The sequence below is a fragment of the Agrobacterium sp. NPDC090273 genome, assembly GCF_044772305.1.
Classification (GTDB): domain Bacteria; phylum Pseudomonadota; class Alphaproteobacteria; order Rhizobiales; family Rhizobiaceae; genus Agrobacterium.
The window spans coordinates 917,449-934,771 of the sequence record NZ_JBIVYN010000001.1; the positions used below are offsets into that span (position 1 = coordinate 917,449).

The window sequence follows — 17,323 nt, forward strand, 5'->3', positions numbered from 1 at the left end:
CATATCTCCATGCGGAGACACTGGCAGCGATCCATCACGATTTCAGAAAGATGCTTTGAGCGGCAAAGAGCCTTCTGTCCCACAAGACGATCCGGTCATGTCCACATGACCCTCGAAAGCAGGGCCGTAGATATCGTGACACAGCCATTTGGCAACCCAGAGACGTGGGAAGCTGAGAAGATCGTAAAAAAGGTGTAAGCGTTTTCATTCGAAGCCTGCGGGGTTGCGGCAATCCCCGGAGATTTATCCTGATGCCTTTTTCCATCGAGACCCGTTGCGAAAAACACAAAGGGCGCTCGATCCGTTTCTGGAGAGCGCCCTTTGCAGACCCGGACAGCATTGCGCGAGGAAAACCACTGCTGCAAGCCATCGATAACGGGTGATGATCCCTAGATGAGGTGGCGCCCCTCAGTTTTCAAGGGGTGTCGTGATCCAGCACCGTCTTGCTGTATGGTCGCCAGACGATTCTTTCTTCCGAGTGCCCGCATGGAAACCTCCCTCTACCAACCTGTGAAAGCCTTCCTTGAAAATGCCGGCTATACGGTAAAGGGCGAAATCGGCGGCTGCGACCTTGTCGGGATGAGTGACGGTGATCCGCCTGTGGTGGTGGTGTGCGAACTGAAACTCGCCTTCAATCTCGAGCTGATCCTTCAGGCGATCGATCGTGCCGCGATATCCGACGAAGTCTGGATCGCGGCAAAAATGTCTGTCAGTGGCCGAGGGCGCGAGACCGATAAGCGTTACCGCGATCTTTGCCGGCGGCTGGGAATTGGCATGCTTGCCGTCTCCGAAGGCGGTCATGTCAGTGTCATCGTCAGTTCGGTATCGCCGATGCCGCGCACCAACCCGAAACGACGCTCGCGGCTGATGCGCGAACACCAGAAACGCAAGGGTGATCCGGTCCTTGGCGGCAGCACACGCATGCCGCAGATGACAGCCTATCGCCAGCAGGCGCTGGGATGTGCGAAAGCGCTCTCCGAAGGACCGCTCCGGCTTCGGGAAGTCAAGTTGAACGCCCCCGATGCCGGCAAGATATTGCAATCGAACGTCTATGGCTGGTTCGAACGGCTTGAGCGGGGCGTCTATGGTTTGACGGAAGCTGGCCGCGAAGCCTTGGTGCGCTGGCCGACGTGAGATTGCGTGACGCGCTTTAGGAGCTGGATCAATTTGCCTGAAACGCTGTTTCGGGGGCCTGGGACACACAACCGGAACAAAACGCGTCACTCATCAAAATAACCGATTGCAGTTTCACGAAATTTTAGGGGATTGCAGAACACATATGGAACATATAGTGTTCGTTCTGTATTTGTTTCGCAACTTTTCGATGCGATTCTCAAGGGTGTTTTCCTCATGCTGACGCGCAAACAACAGGAATTGCTTCTCTTCATTCATGAGCGAATGAAAGAATCCGGCGTGCCGCCGTCCTTCGATGAAATGAAGGATGCACTCGATCTTGCTTCCAAATCCGGTATCCACCGGTTGATTACCGCGCTTGAAGAACGCGGATTTATTCGCCGGCTACCGAACAGGGCGCGCGCACTTGAAGTCATCAAGCTGCCCGAGGCCTATTCGCCCGGCCTGAAACCGCAACGCGGCTTCTCGCCAAGCGTTATCGAAGGCAGCCTTGGCAAGCCTAAGGCGCCTGAGCCAGCCCCTGCCCCATCGCTGAAACCCGCCAGCAATGATTTTGCCGGTGCGGTCAATGTTCCCGTCATGGGCCGTATCGCGGCCGGTGTGCCGATTTCGGCGATCCAGAACAACACGCATGACGTGGCAGTGCCTGTGGACATGCTGGGTTCTGGCGAACACTACGCGCTGGAGGTCAAGGGCGACTCGATGATCGAGGCCGGTATCTTTGATGGCGATACCGTCATCATTCGCGATGGCAGCACGGCCAATCCGGGCGACATCGTTGTGGCACTGGTGGATGACGAAGAGGCAACGCTGAAACGCTTCCGCCGCAAGGGCGCTTCGATTGCGCTCGAGGCTGCAAACCCGGCCTATGAAACCCGAATCTTCGGACCTGACCGGGTGAAAATCCAGGGCAAGCTGGTTGGCCTTATCCGGCGTTATCACTAACGCCGCATCGATCTGTATCGACGCTTGAACCGCTGGCCATTGGCTGGCGGTTTTGCTTTTGGGCGTGACACAATGGATTGTGTCATTTGCGGTGTTTTGCGTCGTGCCCATAAAGGGCTGAAACACAGATCCGGTGTGGAACCGGGTCCTGAGCATCGGCTTTATCTCGGCAGGGATATGAACAATCTTTGGCATGATGGAGAGAGATTGGTCGGGTGCTGGATAGTCTTGCCGAATAAATCGTGAGGCTGCGTTTTGTCTGACGAGACACCGCCTGCCGGAGCGCTCCCGCGAAAAACGTTGGTCGAGCGACGGTGATCCTTCACAACAGAAGCCAAGCCAGTCCGGTCGGCATCTGTTGGCGCGAGAAAACGATGAGGAAGCGCGGGGGGCAGACGGTCTGATTTCGACTGAACCGGCCCGCTTCGCTGGATGACAGCGTGCCGGTCTGATTGCATGATCCGGTGTAACGGCTCATTTCGAACCGACCCATCATTTCGGCTTATGGGAGCCATGGAATATTTTCGATATTCGAAGCGTGTATCCTGGTCGTAAGAAAGCCAGATCATATCGGGGAGCATGCCATGTACGATCTTTATATCGCCAACAAGAACTACTCGTCCTGGTCGCTGCGACCGTGGGTGCTGATGCGCACGCTGGGCATCGACTTCAACGAAAAGCTCGTGCCATTCGGGCAGGATGTGCCCTTCACCACTTTTTCGCCAACCGGCAAGGTGCCCTGCCTGGTGGATGGCACGACGACAGTGTGGGAATCACTTTCGATCGTCGAATATCTGGCGGAACGGCATGATGGCGTCTGGGCCGCTGACGCCATCGCCCGCGCATGGTCGCGGTCCGCGGCCAGCGAAATGCATGCCGGCTTTTTCTCGCTGCGCAATTTCTACCCCATGTGCGTCGGCATCCGTGCCACGCCGAACCCGGACAATAAGGGTCTTGCGGCGGATATTGCCCGGATCGATGCACTGTGGAGCGAGGGGCTCTCCCGCTTTGGTGGCCCGTATCTGGCCGGTGCGGAGTTTACCGCTGTCGACGCCTTCTTCTCACCCGTGGCGTTCCGTTTTCAGTCCTTTGGCGCCGACCTTTCACCAGCGGCAAAAGCCTATCTGGAGCGTCTTCTCGCCCTTCCGGCGATGCGCGACTGGTACGACGCCGGCCTGAAGGAAATCTGGCGCGACGAACCGCATGAACAGGAGATCCGCGACGTCTCAACCGTGGTTGCCGATCTGCGCAGCCAGGCTTGAAAAATCGTCATTGGTGCGGCGGCCCTTATGGCGTCGCCGCAACCAGTTCCTCGATCGTTTCAGATGTCTCACGGTCAAACGACCGAGTTTTCCAATCATAGGAGCGGTGTTCGCTCCAAGGGCGGTTCGTGCCCGCCATGGCCGTCGCCAACCGTCCAATCGGCCCGCCTTCATTCTCATGAGACAGCGTCATTTCCACCGAACCTATGCGCCGCAGGACATCGCGGCTGAACAGCACCGCGCCCGAACGGCACTGCTGGAATGAGGTTCGTCTGCTGGTGACGATGATATCGGCGATATCGCAGGCTGCCCCGGTCAGCGACGTATCCTCGAGAACGACGATGCGCTGGCCCTTGGCGCTGCGGGCAGCGCACCAGAGACTTCTGTGGCAGGTAAAGCCCTGACCCGCTGCAGCCAGCGCCTTGCCGATATCCTCAATCGCCTTCGCCCTTTGCTCATCGGAAAGGCGCCGGCTCTCCCTCGACGGCTGGGCGCTCTGCGGATTGGTCTCCTTCATCTTTTTCTCGGTCTTGAGAAAGATCGGTGAGACGGTTTTTTCCGGCAGCAGCAAGGCGCGGGACCATTGGTCGTATACAAAACCGGACGGTCGTGTCTTGGTTGTCGCCACCGTGCTCTCCCCGACCAGCCCGACCAGCGTTCCATCCTCATAGATCAGCAGATCGGGCCTCGGGCGGTGATGTTCGGCCACAGAGAGGCCGAAAGCCAGGAACAGCAGAGGAATGCCTGACAGGGCAAGCCGCGTGCGAAACAGCGAGAGCAGCAGGAAGCCTGCCGTGGAAAGCGCCAGAAACCAGCCATGCTGGCGGCCGATTGCGGCACTGCCGCCCCATGAGGCGACGCCATTGGCGATTTCAATCACCATGGCCATGCCATAGCCCATGACCTTCAGGAACGGCGCATCCAGCCCGAAGGGCATCAGCAGCATGCCAATCAGGCCGAAAGGCATGACAATCAGCGACATGACAGGCATGGCGGCGAGGTTTGCGGCAAGTCCATAAGTGGTGACACGATGAAAATGTTCGATGGAATAGACAGCCGTCGACAGGCCGCCGATCAACGATGTCACGACCACGCCGCCGACAATGGCGATGGCTGCTTCACTGACCTTCATCCATGCCGGTTTCTGACCGACGAACAGCCGCTCGCGATCCACCCGCCAACGGCTCCAGAAGGCATAGGCCGAAACCAGCGCGATGGTTGCGGCAAAAGACATCTGGAAACTCGGCCCCATGACTTCCGATGGCGAAAAAGCCAGAATGATGAGGGCCGACAAGGCGACATTGCGCATGCTGAGCGCCGGTTTGTCGAACAGTACGGCGATCAGCAGAACCGACATCATCAGCCAGGCGCGCTCCGCCGAAACGGCAAAGCCGGAGATCAGGTAATAGGCAAGCGTCATCAGAAGCGCCAGGAAGGCAGCGATCTTCTTGACGGGCCAGTGCTGCGCGAAGGCCGGGAACAGGCTGAAACCAATCCGCAGGCCAACGAAGAATATGCCCGATGCCAGCGCCATGTTGAGGCCGGATATGGCAACGATGTGAGCGAGGCCAGAGACACGCAACGCCTCCATCGTATCGGCGGATATGGCGCTTCTTTCATCCGTGATGATGGACGCCGCGAAAGCACCGGCATCTCCGCCGATAACGGAGCGGACACGTTCGGCAATGGCACTTCTTAAAAGATAGAGCCAGGTGCCCGCATCTTTCAGCCAGCTCTGCGGTTTCTCACCGGCATCACCGGCAAGCGACACCGCTTTCGGTGCGCTATAAAAGAAGCCCGTGGCGCCGATGCCTCGAAAATAGGAGGCGAAGGCGAAATCGTTCAGTCCGGGCAAAGCCGGGCCCGAAGGCGGCGAAAGCCGCGCCTTGCCCTCGATGATGCCGCCAACGGCAATCGCTTCTCCCTTGCTGCGGGATAGCACCGAGACCTTTTCCGGCGGTCGGGACAAGGTCGGACCTTCGGTTGCCGATACGGCGATCAGGTAACGCCAGTATCCGCGCGCATCGACCTCCCGGCGCTCGACCGTTCCGGTGATGGTCGTGGTAACCGGCGTATCGAGCATGACGGTTGCGGCACGGCGCGTTTCGAGATCCGCAAGCAGCATGCCAAGCAGCGCGAATGCGCCGAATGCACATATCTTCGCCGTCCAGCCGGTGCGGTGACGAAGCAGAAGCGCCAATGCAGCCGCAACGATGAAAAACAGCGCCACGAAAATGGATGACGGGGACTCAGCGAAGGAAAACCATAAAACCGCGCCAGCGCTGATAAAGACAGGAATGAAAAGAAATTCGGTGGCGAAGGCGCGTTCGTGTTCAACGGAAACCGCAAATTTTCTGGCGATTCTGGCCGTGCGGTCGCGGCGACGAAATGCTATTGTCACGGCCTCAGCGGCGGCGTCTGTCGAGCGCCTTAACGGTGACAAAATCTCCGCCGTGCCGGGAGCTGAACCCTGCATCGTTTCAGCATATCCGAAATGCTGTTTTTCCCCTTGACTGGTCAATCCGTGCTGCCCCCTGCCGGACTGGAAGGGAGTGTGCAGCTCATCGCTAACGATTGCAATCTTTTGCTTTAACGGGTCGTTCAGAGATATTTAATCGGCTCTTCACCCAACTGCACGAAGGCGCGCAACAGGTTTACTGCAATGCACAATTTGACCTTTGAATAGCTTGGCATTGGCGCAAGGATCATATAGCTAATCATCAGACGCTTAACCGCGGGGCGCTTCCCAGCGCCCCCACCCGCATGTTTTCGGAGGATCAGTATGACGGAAAAAAGCGCTACAGTGACACTTGGCGATAAACAGGTCGAACTCCCGGTACGGGAAGGCACGATCGGACCAAACGTCGTCGATATCGGCACGCTGTACAAACACACAGGGTCTTTCACCTACGACCCGGGTTTCACGTCCACGGCCTCCTGTGAATCCAAGATCACCTACATCGACGGCGACGAAGGCGTTCTGCTTCACCGGGGCTATCCGATCGAGCAGCTCGCCGAACAGGGCGACTTCCTCGAGACCTGCTATCTGCTGCTTTACGGCGAACTGCCGACATCCGCACAGAAGAAGGACTTCGACACCCGCGTAACGCGCCACACCATGGTGCATGAGCAGATGAGCCGATTCTTCACCGGCTACCGTCGTGACGCACACCCGATGGCCGTTATGTGCGGTACCGTTGGCGCGCTCTCGGCCTTCTACCACGACTCGACCGACATCACCGATCCGCATCAGCGCATGGTCGCTTCGCTGCGCATGATCGCCAAGATGCCGACGATCGCTGCCATGGCTTACAAGTACCACATCGGTCAGCCCTTCGTTTACCCGAAGAACGATCTGGATTACGCCTCCAACTTCCTGCACATGTGCTTTGCCGTACCGTGCGAAGAATACAAGGTTGATCCGGTTCTGGCCCGCGCCATGGATCGCATCTTCATCCTGCACGCTGATCACGAGCAGAACGCTTCCACCTCGACGGTTCGTCTTGCCGGTTCTTCGGGTGCAAACCCGTTTGCCTGTATCGCGGCTGGCATTGCCTGCCTCTGGGGCCCGGCACATGGTGGCGCGAACGAAGCTGCGCTCAACATGCTCAACGAAATCGGCTCGGTTGACCGTATTCCTGAGTACATTGCCCGCGCCAAGGACAAGAACGATCCGTTCCGTCTGATGGGCTTTGGCCACCGCGTCTACAAGAACTACGACCCGCGCGCCAAGATCATGCAGAAGACGATGTACGAAGTGCTGGAAGCAACCGGCAACTCCGACGATCCGATCATGCAGGTCGCGCTGGAACTGGAAAAGATCGCTCTGTCCGATCCGTACTTTGTCGAAAAGAAGCTCTACCCGAACGTCGACTTCTACTCCGGCATTACGCTGAAGGCTCTCGGCTTCCCCACGACCATGTTCACCGTTCTGTTCGCCCTGGCCCGTACCGTTGGCTGGATCGCACAATGGAACGAAATGATCGAAGATCCGCAGCAGCGCATCGGCCGTCCGCGCCAGCTCTACACGGGCGCTGGCAAGCGCGACTACGTTCCGGTTTCCAAGCGCTAAGCGCTGGCAACCAAGCCATCAAAAAGGCCGACGGGGAAACCCGCCGGCCTTTTTCTTTGCAAAGTCTGCAGAAGGTAAGACCCGAGTTACGGCAACGCTTCCGGGACGATCGGACAGGCCTCTTCAGAATCGGCAAGCTTCGCCGCAGCAGGATTGGCTCTGCGATGTCAGGTCAACCGAAATGCTGAAATGTCAGTGTCTCGCGCGACGTGCGTTCAGAACATCGAGAAGAATGCGGGCGCCGGTTTCGCCCGGCGGAACATCGGTGCGCAGGCGCTCCTGCACCAGCGCATAGCCTTCCAGCATGGCCTGACGCTGGATCGTGTCGGAAGACAGGCGCTCTGCCCAGCGCAGCATGGAACCGGCGCGCACGACCTCGTTGAAATATTCCGGCACGACCGCGTAATCGGCAATCAGGTTTGGCAAAGCGCCGGTCCAGGTTTTCACGCGCTTGCTGAGCATGGTGAAAATCCAGTCGGTCTTGTAGACGGAAATGGTGGGAACCGTTGCGAGCGCCAGTTCGAGAATGACCGTGCCGGATGCGGCAATGGCCGCATCGGCCTCGGCAAAGGCCTTCCACTTGAAATCAGCGCCAACGCCGATTTCAGGCCGGATGTTGTCCGGCCACGTCGCCGCCAGCTCGCGAATGCGGCTTTCCTGACGCGGTACGGTCGGCAGGACGAAGCGGGTGGGGCCATTGCGTTCCACGAAGGCTTTTGCCGCATCCTGGAACGGCTCCATCAGCCGCGTGGTCTCGGTCGAGCGTGAGCCGGGCAACAGCAGAATGGCTCGGGGTTCACCCTTCGCCGGCAAGGCACGCCCTGCCCGCTTTTGCCGCACGGCCAGCAAATCCGCATCAACGCTGAGGCGATGGCCGACGAAGGTGGTTGGCGGGCCGCCCAGCCGTTTCATGGCTTCCGGTTCGAACGGCAGAAGTGCGAGAACATGATCGACGTAAGAGAGCATCGCGGTGGCGCGGTACTCCTTCCAGGCCCATACGCTGGGGCAGACATAGTTGATGACCGGCAGATCCGGCAATGCCTGACGCACCTTTCTGGCGACACGATGGGTAAAGTCCGGGCTATCGATAATCAGCAGCACGTCAGGTTTTGCCGCGACGATGCCCTCGGCCGTCTGCCTGATTCTGGCGATCAGCTTCGGCAGCTTCTTCAAAACCTGCGTGAAACCCATGATCGACAGTTCGGAATAGTCGAAAAACGAGGTGAGACCTTCTGCCTCCAGCCCCTCGCCGCCCACGCCGACCAGTTCGATCGGCCCTGCATACTGGGTCTTCAGAGCGCGGATCAGGTCTGCTCCCAAAAGGTCACCGGACACTTCACCCGCGATCACGGCCACCTTCAGGGTTTCAGCCATCACATCATGTCTCCATCCAGTGACGTATCAATACCGCAGACGAAGATGCCTTGTGCATCGGCGGCCTGCAGCATGGCGTCACGATCCAGCACCAGGGCTCTGCCCGATTCAACCGCGATCCCGGCAAGGCCTGCCCTGGCAGCATTCTGGACCGTCTCTACGCCGATTGTCGGCAGATCGGCCCTGATATCCTGCTGCGGCTTGCAAAGCTTTACGAGAACACCTTTGCGACGCGCGGAAATACGGCCCTCCGCACGCAACGCGGCAACCCGCGCTAGCATGGCATCGGTTCCCTCGACACCTTCAAGCGCCACGATACGCCCGCCAACGGAGACAGCGCCCTGCCCGACATCAAGCGTGCCGAGCGCCAGAGCAGCCTGTGCCGCCTTGCGGATATCACGCAGATCGTCTTCCTGCGGCTTGTGGAGGCCAAAGGGACCGGTGGTGGCCAGAAGACCGGGCGCAATCTCATGGGCGCCAATGACCCGCGCACCCAGCGTTTCGATGATCTTGATGACCATCTGCAGCACGGTGTCGTCACCGCCGGACAAAAGCGTGCGGACGATCGACGGCAGGCGCAGCAGTATTTTTGCCGAAGGGCGAATTTCGCGCCACTCCGGGCGGCGTGCGACGGCGCCGGAGAGAACGACACGGTCTATGCCCTTGTCTTTCAGCAACCGGCCGAGGCCTGCGACATCGCCGACACTGATGACGGCGCTGTCGAAGCCTTGCCAATCAAGGCGGGAATCATCGCGCAGACGGACAACGAACGGGTTTTCACCCATGTCGCGCGCAGCGCCAGCCACGTAAAGCGGCAATTGCCCGCTGCCCGCAATAATGGCGAGGCGTCCGCTGCCCTTCACGGCTTATTTGCCCCGGTTCGGCGAGGAAATCGGCCGATCGGTTGCAGCCAGGATGAAGTCGAGAACCTCAAGCGCCTGCGGGCAATCGGCGAAATCCGCACGCTCGATGGCCGCAGCATTGCCACGGATCGCGCCTTCGCTTTCGAAGACCTGCTTGAAGATACGGCGAACCTTGTGAATGTCTGCCCGCTCGATACCAGCACGCGTCATGCCGACGACGTTCAGGCCACCGAGAATACCGGGATTGCCATTCAGCATGCCGTAGGGAATGACATCGTAATTGACCGCCGCGAGCCCGCCGATAAACGCCTGGCGACCGATACGGGTGAACTGATGGACGGCGCAGCCGCCACCGAGGATGGCGCGATCGCCGACGGTGACGTGACCAGCCAGCATGACGTTATTCGACAGAACGATGTGGCTGCCGAGGATGCAGTCATGCGCGACATGCGAATTGGCCAGGAACAGGTTGTCATCGCCAACAACGGTCTTGCCGCCGCCATCCGAGCTACCGGCATTCATGGTGACGCCTTCACGCATCGTGCAGCGTGCGCCGACCTCCAGCGTCGTTTCTGAGCCGTCGTGGCGAATTGCCTGCGGTGGGCCACCGATAACTGCCATGGGGTAGATGACGGAATCTTCGCCTATGACCGTGTTGCCCGTCACGACAGCATGGTTCAACAGCTTTACACCATTGTGCAACGTCACCTTCGGGCCGACATAGCTGAACGGACCTATGGAAACGTTCTCTCCGATCACAGCGCCGTCTTCGACGACCGCTGTCGGATGAATTGTGGCCGAAGCCGCGATCTTGCTCATTGCTGATCCTCAGGGATCATCATCGCGCCGACATCCGCCTCAGCGACCAGCACGCCATCCACCTTCGCTTCGCAGTGGAATTTCCAGACGTTACCGCGCTGGCGCTGCTTTGCAACGTGAATTTCCAGACGGTCGCCAGGAACGACCGGCTTGCGGAAACGGGCGTTATCGATGGTCATGAAATAAACGAGGTAACCGCCATCGCCCTGGTTGCGCGCGCAGATCGCGCCGGCCGTCTGGGCCATGGCTTCAACGATCAGAACGCCAGGCATGATCGGGCGATCCGGGAAGTGACCCGTGAAGTGCGGCTCGTTGACCGTGACGTTCTTGATGCCGATTGCCGAATTGTCACCGTTGATCTCGATGATCTTGTCGATGAGCAAAAACGGATAACGATGCGGCAGCAGCTTCATCACTTCAAGAATGTCAGCCGCGCCAAGCGTCGTCGTCGTTTCTTCAGCCATTGTTTTTTTCTCCTGTTTTTTTATCACGTTCTTCGACGCGGGCCAGAATGTCGGCCATGTCGCGCAGGAAATACTTCATCGGACGCGCCGGCGTACCGCCGTAACGCGCACCGGGCGGCACGTCGGCAACAACGCCGCTCATTGCCGCAATCTGTACGCCATCACCAATGGTGATGTGTCCGTTGATGCCTGCTGCGCCGCCAATCATCACGCCATCGCCGATGCGGGTACTTCCGGCAATGCCGACCTTGCTGACGATGCCGCAATGGCGACCAATGCGAACGTTGTGGCCAATCTGGACCTGATTGTCGATCTTGGTGCCTTCGCCGATAACGGTATCATCCATCGTGCCACGATCAACCGTGGTGTTGGCGCCGATCTCGACGTTGTCCTGAATGATGACGCGGCCAATCTGAACGATCTTGAGCATGCCACGTGGACCCGGCGCATAACCGAAACCATCCTGGCCAATGCGTGCACCGTTGTGGATGATGACATTGTTGCCGAGCAGTGCCGCGACAATGCTGGCGCCGCCGGCAATCGTGCAATCGCGACCGACCTGCACATTGGCGCCGATGATCGCGCCCGGCCCGATGCGGGTGCCCGCACCAATATGTGCCTCAGCACCGATCACCGCAAACGGCTCGACAACCACGCCGTCTTCCAGACGTGCCGACGGATCGACATGCGCGGACGGCGAAATCGCCGTGTCCATGCGACCGAAGGTCGAAGGACGCATGGCGGAAGGATGCAGAAGCGCGCCGGCCTGCGCAAACAGCGTATGCGGCGTCTTCGAGATCAGAGCGGGGATATGGGGCGGTATCGAGCTTGCCAGGGCCGCATCGCAAATGACCGCAGCCGCTTCACAGGTCAGCAATTCCTCGCGGTTCTTGCGGGAAAGTATGTAGCAGAGCTGGTCGGATTTTGCCCGGTAGACGGGCGCCACGGATCGCACGATCCGCTCGCCAGCCGCCTCATCAGACAGTTCCGCCCCAAGACGGTCTGCGATGTCTTTCAATCGCATTCCTTCGTGGGGCGGAAAAAAGCCGTTGTATTCCATCAGACGGAAACTCCAGAACGTTCAAAGTTGCAGTTCTGGACTGCCGATATCAGAAAGTGTTGGACATGCCAAACCGGAAACGCTGTTCCTCGTCGTAGTCTTCCTTCATGAAAGGAACGGCATAGTCGACGCGGATCGGACCGAAGGGTGATGCCCACATGACGCCGATACCAGCGGAAGCACGGATCGAGCTGTCGTCCTGAACGGTCTGGGTCGTGGAGACCTTGTTACCGTACATGGTACCAGCATCAACGAAGCCGGCGAGACGCAGACCGAAGTCTTCCGGAATGCCAGGCATCGGAGCAGTGACTTCAGCAGAAGCTGCGAAGTAGGTCGTGCCGCCGATGGAGTCGTTTCCGATACGCGGACCGATACCATCGTTCTCGAAGCCGCGAACCTGACGACCACCAAACTTGAACTGATCGAAGACCAGCAGGTTGTCGTTGGTCGGCATTACGTGACCAGCCTGACCCGTCAGCGAGCCGATGATGTCGTACTCGTCCGAGAAGGTGTGGTAGTAACGCGCCTTGGCGTAGATCTTGTAGTATTCGGAATCGCCACCGAGACCTGCAAACTCGTTGGTGAGCTGCGCCTGCCAGCCTTCGCGTGGCATGTTGCGGTCATCAAGCGTGTTGAAGTTCAGCGTGTTTGCGATGATCGACTGTGTCCAGTCACCGCCACGGATCAGCTCCTGATATGGCTCTGCGAGGTTGGCAGTGTTCTCCCAATCGCCTTCGCCGTCATAGTTGATCTGCTTGTAGGTGTACTTGAACGTCGTGGACAGGTCTTCGGTGATCGGCGCGGTCACGCGCAGCGTGAAGCCCTGTTCGTCGTAATCGTAATAGTCTTCGCTGCTCGTCTGGCTCTTGAAGAGATCGAAACCGGCTGCAAGGCGATAACCGAGGAAGTAAGGCTCGGTGAAGGACAGCGTGTAGCTGCGCGCATCGTCTTCGCCTGCGCCCGCAGCGATACGGATGTACTGGCCGCGACCGAGGAAGTTCTTTTCTTCCACAGAAGCTTCGAGCAGCACGCCGTCGTTCTGCGAGTAACCAGCACCGATACCGAAGGAGCCGGTCGGCTGATCTTCAACGTCAACAACGATCACGACGCGGTCCGGGGCGCTGCCGCCGGCGGTCGAAACGTTGACCTTGGAGAAGTAGCCAAGCGCTTCAAGACGACGCTTTGCGGAGGTGATGATCGACTGGTTGAAAGCATCGCCTTCGGAGATATCGAATTCGCGACGGATAACGTAGTCGCGTGTGCGGGTGTTACCGCGGATTTCGATACGCTCGACGTAAGCGCGTTCGCCCTGGTCGACGATGTAGGTAACGCCAACGGTGTTGCCGCTCATGTCACGGTCGCCACGCGGCGTAACGCGGGCGAAGGGGTAACCTTCGGCAGCAACACGCTTGTTGATGGCTTCCATGCTCTGCTGAACTTCCTTGGCGCTGTAGGTGCCGCCCTGGCGGGTTTCTACGAGACCCTGTAGTTCAGTGCCGTCAACGCCCGGAACAGTCGATTCAACCGCGACATTGCCGAAGTTGTAACGCTGACCTTCATCGACCGTCACGGTGATGTTGTATTCGTTCTTGGACTCGTCCAGCACAGCCTCGGACGACACGACGCGGAAGTCGGCGTAGCCGCGGTTGTAATAGAACTGGCGCAGCGCCTCTTCGTCGGCGCGCAGCTTGTCCTCGTTGTAAACGTCCTTACGCGTCAGGAACGACAGCATATTGGACTTCTTGGTGTTGATAACGGCAGCCAGACGGCCGTCGCTGTAAGCGTTGTTACCAACGAAATCGATGCGACCGATCTTGGTGCGCTCACCTTCGTTGATGACGAAAGCGATGTTCACGCGGCCCTGGCCGACGGAAACGGTCTGCGTCGTCACTTCAATGTCGCTACGGCCAATGGCGGCGTAAGCTTCCTTGATGCGGGCAATATCAGCCGTAACGAGCGCCTGGTTGAACGGACCGAGCGGCTGCGTCGACACGATGCCGGAAAGCTTCTCGTCCTTGATCTTGCGGTTGCCGTTGAAAACCACCTGGTTGACCATCTGGTTTTCGCTGACGGTCACGACCAGCGTATTGCCGGAAACGCGCATGGCGACATTCGAGAAGTAACCGGTGGCGTAAAGACGCTTCACCGACTCGTCGATGTCAGAATTGGAAAAGTTGCGTCCGGGCGCGATGGTGAGATTGGAGCGTACAGAATCTGCACCAGATCTTTCGGCACCCCGAACATCAATTCTGCTGACGACAGCGGCATTCGCAACACCCGCAGAAGCAAGCACCCCCAGGCCTACAACCGAAGAAACACCAGCAGACAGCGCAACCGCCGACACCGCGTTCAAAAATCTTGAACCAGCCTTCATTTCAATTCTTACCTTTTTACGTTGTCCCTCAGCGGGCGGAACCCGACTCCGGCCATCTGCGTCGTTTTACCTGCTTTTCCTCTACAAGCAAGCGCGAACGTTAATTTCTGTTTACTTCGTGACCTAGAGTGGCTCATTCGCCACTTTGGCATAAAAACAAGGTAAACAAGCCGCTAACAAAATCGATAAAACACCCCATTCAACCGATCAAGCTGCTGATATCATTCCAAGTTGCGAATACCATCAGACTGAAGATCATGGCAAGTCCGATACGGAAAGCAACTTCCTGCGCGCCCGCACCGAGCGGCCTGCCCCTGATCGCCTCGATGGCATAGAACACCAGATGCCCGCCGTCCAGAACCGGGACAGGCATGAGATTGAGAAGACCGATCGACACCGAAAGCACGGCTGCAAGCTGTATCACGGCGGAAATGCCAAGCGTCGCCATCTGGCCGGACGCCTGCGCAACCCGCACCGGACCACCGAGCTGATCGGCATTCATGCGGCCAGTCACCAGATTTCCGATGTAATTGAACGTTCCCGTGATGACGTGGCCGGTTTCCTGCACGCCTTCAATCAAGGCCTCGGTCGGCGTGAAGGTAATGTGCCTGAAGTTGCCGCTGTTCTGATCGGTGACGATACCGATGATACCCATTTCCAGCTTGTTGCCGAACTGGTCGGTGGTTTCAGTGCGGGTCGGAACCATCGGCAGACGAAGCTCCTCGCCTGCCCGCTCGACCGTCACGACGATCTGCGTGCCCGGACGGATGCCGACGTAACGGCGCACATCCTCAAAGGTCTTCACTTTTTCATTATCGATGGCCACAAGCCGGTCTCCGGCCAGAACGCCTGCGGCCGCAGCCGCACTGTTTTCGCGCACCTCCGCCACAACCGGGTCAGCGATGACGCGGCCGTAGATCCCGAACAGAAAGGCAAAGATCAGGATCGCCAGAATGAAGTTGGCGATGGGACCGGCCGCAACGGTAGCAGCTCTTTTCCACAGCTTTGCGCCCGACAGAGTCTGGGCGCGCTCTTCAAGCGACATGTGGGAAAGGCCGGAACTATCCGGTTTGCTGGATGCATCCTCATCGCCGAAGAATCGCACGTAACCGCCGAGCGGGATTGCGGAAATCTTCCAGCGCGTGCCGCGCTTGTCGGTGAAACCGATCAGTTCAGGCCCGAACCCGATGGAAAAGGCGGTGGAGCGAATGCCGCACCAGCGCCCAACCAGATAATGGCCCATCTCATGCACGAAAACGAGCAGCGAGAGAACGAGGATGAATGGAATGATATAACCGGTCAGAAACCCGGTGGCAGCCATTACTGTGCTCATAACTCAGCCTCTTACTCCAATGACCCGCCGCACTTCAAAAACCTGGCAACAGGCCGCCGCGTGAACCGGGCGCATCGCCGGTAACCGCCGCATGCACGAAAGCAATGACGAACACGGTAAAGCAGGCAAAAACAAGACCGTCAACCCGGTCCATAAAACCGCCGTGACCGGGAATGAGGTGACTGGAATCCTTCACCTGAAAACGCCGCTTCACGAAGGATTCGAAAAGGTCGCCGATCTGGCTGAAAACGGACAGCACCAGAGCAAGCCCGAGAATGACGAAGCCGACCCGGCCATGATAGACCATGGATACGCCCGCCCCGCCAATCAGCGCGGCAACCGTGCCGCCGATGGCGCCGGACCAGGTCTTGCCGGGCGAAATGGACGGCGCAAGCTTTGGCCCGCCAATGGCGCGACCGACAAAATAGGCCAGGATATCCGTCGACCAGACAACGGCGAAGATGAAGATGATCGAAACGAAGCCATCGAGATCGTCGCTGCGGATGGCGGCAAGCGAAATCGCGCTCAGCCCCGCATAGACAATGCCACCAACCAGCCACCAGTTCTGGCCGCGGAGAATCGGAAACAGCGCCGCTGTCAGGGCAAAACCGGAAAGAAGCGGCAGATCGAGCGATGTCTCGCCGAAAATCGTGTTGCCGGCGATCACAGCGACCGAGAACCAGCCCCAGGCATTGCCCGTCGGGTTTGTTTCAGACAGCCTCGTGATCGAGGACCACTCATAATAGATGAGGATCGCCAGAAGGCCCGCGACGATACGGAAGAGAATGCCGCCGTACCACGTCGCAGTGAGGATGACCGCCGCCATGACGATCGCGGAGACGATCCGCAAACGGAGTTCAGGGCTCATCAGGCGCCTGCCACAGCAACCTGATCGGCCAAGCCGCCGAAACGGCGATCACGCGTCGCATATTGCTCGATTGCAGAATAGAAATGCTGGCGGTCGAAATCCGGCCAGTAGTCTGGAACGAAGAGAAATTCCGAATAAGCAGCCTGCCAGAGCAGGAAGTTCGACAGACGCTCCTCACCGCTGGTGCGGATGATGAGATCCGGGTCCGGGATGCCGGCCGTGTCGAGCCGTCCCGAAATCATCTCCGGCGTGATCGAGGCTGCATCGAGCTTGCCCTGGGCAACATCCTGCGCAAGCGAGGCCGCCGCACGGGCAATCTCGTCGCGGCTTCCGTAGTTGAACGCAATAATCAGCGTCAGCTTGGTGTTATCACGCGTCATGTGCTCGGCTTCCTCGAGAAGCGAGCGAATGTCGGCTTTCAAAGTCTCGCGATCACCGATGATGCGGACGCGCACGTTTTGACGGTGCAGCTCGGCAAGGTCGCGACGGATGAAGGCTTTCAGCAGGCCCATCAGATCCGTGACCTCGGACTCCGGCCGACGCCAGTTTTCCGACGAGAAGGCAAACAGCGTCAGATAGGAAATGCCGCAGTCACCGGCAGCGCGCACCGTTTCACGAACGGCTTCCACGCCGCGGCGATGACCCATGATTCGCGGAAGACCGCGCTGCTTTGCCCAACGCCCGTTACCATCCATGATGATGGCGACGTGCTCGGGAACTGAGGAACGTATCGTCGTCGTCGGCATATCGATCCA

The 17,323-nt window shown here is 58.7% G+C and carries 14 protein-coding genes; 4 read left to right on the forward strand and 10 right to left on the reverse strand.

What is annotated here, in order from left to right:
* Nucleotides 1-486 precede the first annotated feature (486 nt).
* From ACIQT8_RS04560 to ACIQT8_RS04570, 3 genes are all read left to right on the forward strand, one after another.
* Entirely contained in the window at nucleotides 487-1,134 is a 648-nt protein-coding gene (locus ACIQT8_RS04560) for a DUF2161 domain-containing phosphodiesterase (protein ID WP_400963955.1), read from the forward strand.
* 216 nt (nucleotides 1,135-1,350) lie between these two features.
* On the forward strand, nucleotides 1,351-2,079 hold the full coding sequence (lexA, locus tag ACIQT8_RS04565) for a transcriptional repressor LexA (RefSeq protein WP_138795466.1): 729 nt from the start codon (nucleotides 1,351-1,353) through the stop codon (nucleotides 2,077-2,079).
* A 584-nt stretch (nucleotides 2,080-2,663) separates the two neighbouring features.
* The gene (locus ACIQT8_RS04570; RefSeq protein ID WP_138795467.1) at nucleotides 2,664-3,341 is read left to right on the forward strand and encodes a glutathione S-transferase family protein; all 678 of its coding nucleotides are present in this window, start codon (nucleotides 2,664-2,666) and stop codon (nucleotides 3,339-3,341) included.
* Between the two features lie 25 nt (nucleotides 3,342-3,366).
* Here the strand turns inward: ACIQT8_RS04570 and ACIQT8_RS04575 are convergent, their stop codons facing one another.
* Nucleotides 3,367-5,817 carry a ComEC/Rec2 family competence protein gene (locus ACIQT8_RS04575; protein WP_400963957.1) on the reverse strand — a complete coding sequence of 817 codons (2,451 nt, stop codon included), beginning with the start codon at nucleotides 5,815-5,817 and terminating at the stop codon, nucleotides 3,367-3,369.
* Between the two features lie 306 nt (nucleotides 5,818-6,123).
* Between ACIQT8_RS04575 and gltA the strand changes: the two genes are divergently transcribed.
* Nucleotides 6,124-7,413 (forward strand): citrate synthase, encoded by a 1,290-nt coding sequence (gene gltA / locus ACIQT8_RS04580; RefSeq protein ID WP_138795469.1) that lies wholly within the window; start codon nucleotides 6,124-6,126, stop codon nucleotides 7,411-7,413.
* A 192-nt stretch (nucleotides 7,414-7,605) separates the two neighbouring features.
* Here the strand turns inward: gltA and lpxB are convergent, their stop codons facing one another.
* The 9 genes from lpxB to ACIQT8_RS04625 all read right to left on the reverse strand — a co-directional run bounded on the left by lpxB (nucleotide 7,606) and on the right by ACIQT8_RS04625 (nucleotide 17,314).
* On the reverse strand, nucleotides 7,606-8,787 hold the full coding sequence (gene lpxB / locus ACIQT8_RS04585) for a lipid-A-disaccharide synthase (RefSeq protein ID WP_400963959.1): 1,182 nt from the start codon (nucleotides 8,785-8,787) through the stop codon (nucleotides 7,606-7,608).
* The gene (locus ACIQT8_RS04590) at nucleotides 8,787-9,650 is read right to left on the reverse strand and encodes an LpxI family protein (protein WP_178340583.1); all 864 of its coding nucleotides are present in this window, start codon (nucleotides 9,648-9,650) and stop codon (nucleotides 8,787-8,789) included. The genes lpxB and ACIQT8_RS04590 overlap by 1 nt, the downstream gene beginning before the upstream one ends.
* 3 nt (nucleotides 9,651-9,653) lie before the next feature.
* Nucleotides 9,654-10,469, reverse strand: a complete 816-nt coding sequence (lpxA, locus tag ACIQT8_RS04595; RefSeq protein WP_138795471.1) for an acyl-ACP--UDP-N-acetylglucosamine O-acyltransferase — start codon at nucleotides 10,467-10,469, stop codon at nucleotides 9,654-9,656.
* Nucleotides 10,466-10,933 (reverse strand): 3-hydroxyacyl-ACP dehydratase FabZ, encoded by a 468-nt coding sequence (gene fabZ / locus ACIQT8_RS04600; protein WP_138795472.1) that lies wholly within the window; start codon nucleotides 10,931-10,933, stop codon nucleotides 10,466-10,468. Before fabZ ends, lpxA begins: the two co-directional genes overlap by 4 nt.
* The gene (lpxD, locus tag ACIQT8_RS04605) at nucleotides 10,926-11,993 is read right to left on the reverse strand and encodes a UDP-3-O-(3-hydroxymyristoyl)glucosamine N-acyltransferase (RefSeq protein ID WP_400963962.1); all 1,068 of its coding nucleotides are present in this window, start codon (nucleotides 11,991-11,993) and stop codon (nucleotides 10,926-10,928) included. Before lpxD ends, fabZ begins: the two co-directional genes overlap by 8 nt.
* A 49-nt stretch (nucleotides 11,994-12,042) precedes the next feature.
* The gene (gene bamA, locus ACIQT8_RS04610; protein WP_262525442.1) at nucleotides 12,043-14,367 is read right to left on the reverse strand and encodes an outer membrane protein assembly factor BamA; all 2,325 of its coding nucleotides are present in this window, start codon (nucleotides 14,365-14,367) and stop codon (nucleotides 12,043-12,045) included.
* A 199-nt stretch (nucleotides 14,368-14,566) separates the two neighbouring features.
* On the reverse strand, nucleotides 14,567-15,688 hold the full coding sequence (gene rseP / locus ACIQT8_RS04615) for an RIP metalloprotease RseP (protein WP_178340593.1): 1,122 nt from the start codon (nucleotides 15,686-15,688) through the stop codon (nucleotides 14,567-14,569).
* A 46-nt stretch (nucleotides 15,689-15,734) separates the two neighbouring features.
* Entirely contained in the window at nucleotides 15,735-16,568 is an 834-nt protein-coding gene (locus ACIQT8_RS04620) for a phosphatidate cytidylyltransferase (RefSeq protein ID WP_262525441.1), read from the reverse strand.
* Nucleotides 16,568-17,314, reverse strand: coding sequence for an isoprenyl transferase (locus ACIQT8_RS04625; protein WP_400963964.1), 747 nt, complete (start codon nucleotides 17,312-17,314; stop codon nucleotides 16,568-16,570). The genes ACIQT8_RS04620 and ACIQT8_RS04625 overlap by 1 nt, the downstream gene beginning before the upstream one ends.
* Nucleotides 17,315-17,323 lie beyond the last annotated feature (9 nt).

Bases quoted from the DNA above. Each gene is read 5' to 3' on its own strand.
- lpxA (WP_138795471.1), bottom strand. From the start codon at position 10,469: ATGAGCAAGATCGCGGCTTCGGCCACAATTCATCCGACAGCGGTCGTC.
- lpxB (WP_400963959.1), bottom strand. From the start codon at position 8,787: ATGGCTGAAACCCTGAAGGTGGCCGTGATCGCGGGTGAAGTGTCCGGT.
- ACIQT8_RS04570 (WP_138795467.1), top strand. From the start codon at position 2,664: ATGTACGATCTTTATATCGCCAACAAGAACTACTCGTCCTGGTCGCTG.
- lpxD (WP_400963962.1), bottom strand. From the start codon at position 11,993: ATGGAATACAACGGCTTTTTTCCGCCCCACGAAGGAATGCGATTGAAA.
- lexA (WP_138795466.1), top strand. From the start codon at position 1,351: ATGCTGACGCGCAAACAACAGGAATTGCTTCTCTTCATTCATGAGCGA.
- gltA (WP_138795469.1), top strand. From the start codon at position 6,124: ATGACGGAAAAAAGCGCTACAGTGACACTTGGCGATAAACAGGTCGAA.
- fabZ (WP_138795472.1), bottom strand. From the start codon at position 10,933: ATGGCTGAAGAAACGACGACGACGCTTGGCGCGGCTGACATTCTTGAA.
- bamA (WP_262525442.1), bottom strand. From the start codon at position 14,367: ATGAAGGCTGGTTCAAGATTTTTGAACGCGGTGTCGGCGGTTGCGCTG.
- ACIQT8_RS04625 (WP_400963964.1), bottom strand. From the start codon at position 17,314: ATGCCGACGACGACGATACGTTCCTCAGTTCCCGAGCACGTCGCCATC.
- ACIQT8_RS04620 (WP_262525441.1), bottom strand. From the start codon at position 16,568: ATGAGCCCTGAACTCCGTTTGCGGATCGTCTCCGCGATCGTCATGGCG.
- ACIQT8_RS04560 (WP_400963955.1), top strand. From the start codon at position 487: ATGGAAACCTCCCTCTACCAACCTGTGAAAGCCTTCCTTGAAAATGCC.
- ACIQT8_RS04575 (WP_400963957.1), bottom strand. From the start codon at position 5,817: ATGCAGGGTTCAGCTCCCGGCACGGCGGAGATTTTGTCACCGTTAAGG.
- rseP (WP_178340593.1), bottom strand. From the start codon at position 15,688: ATGGCTGCCACCGGGTTTCTGACCGGTTATATCATTCCATTCATCCTC.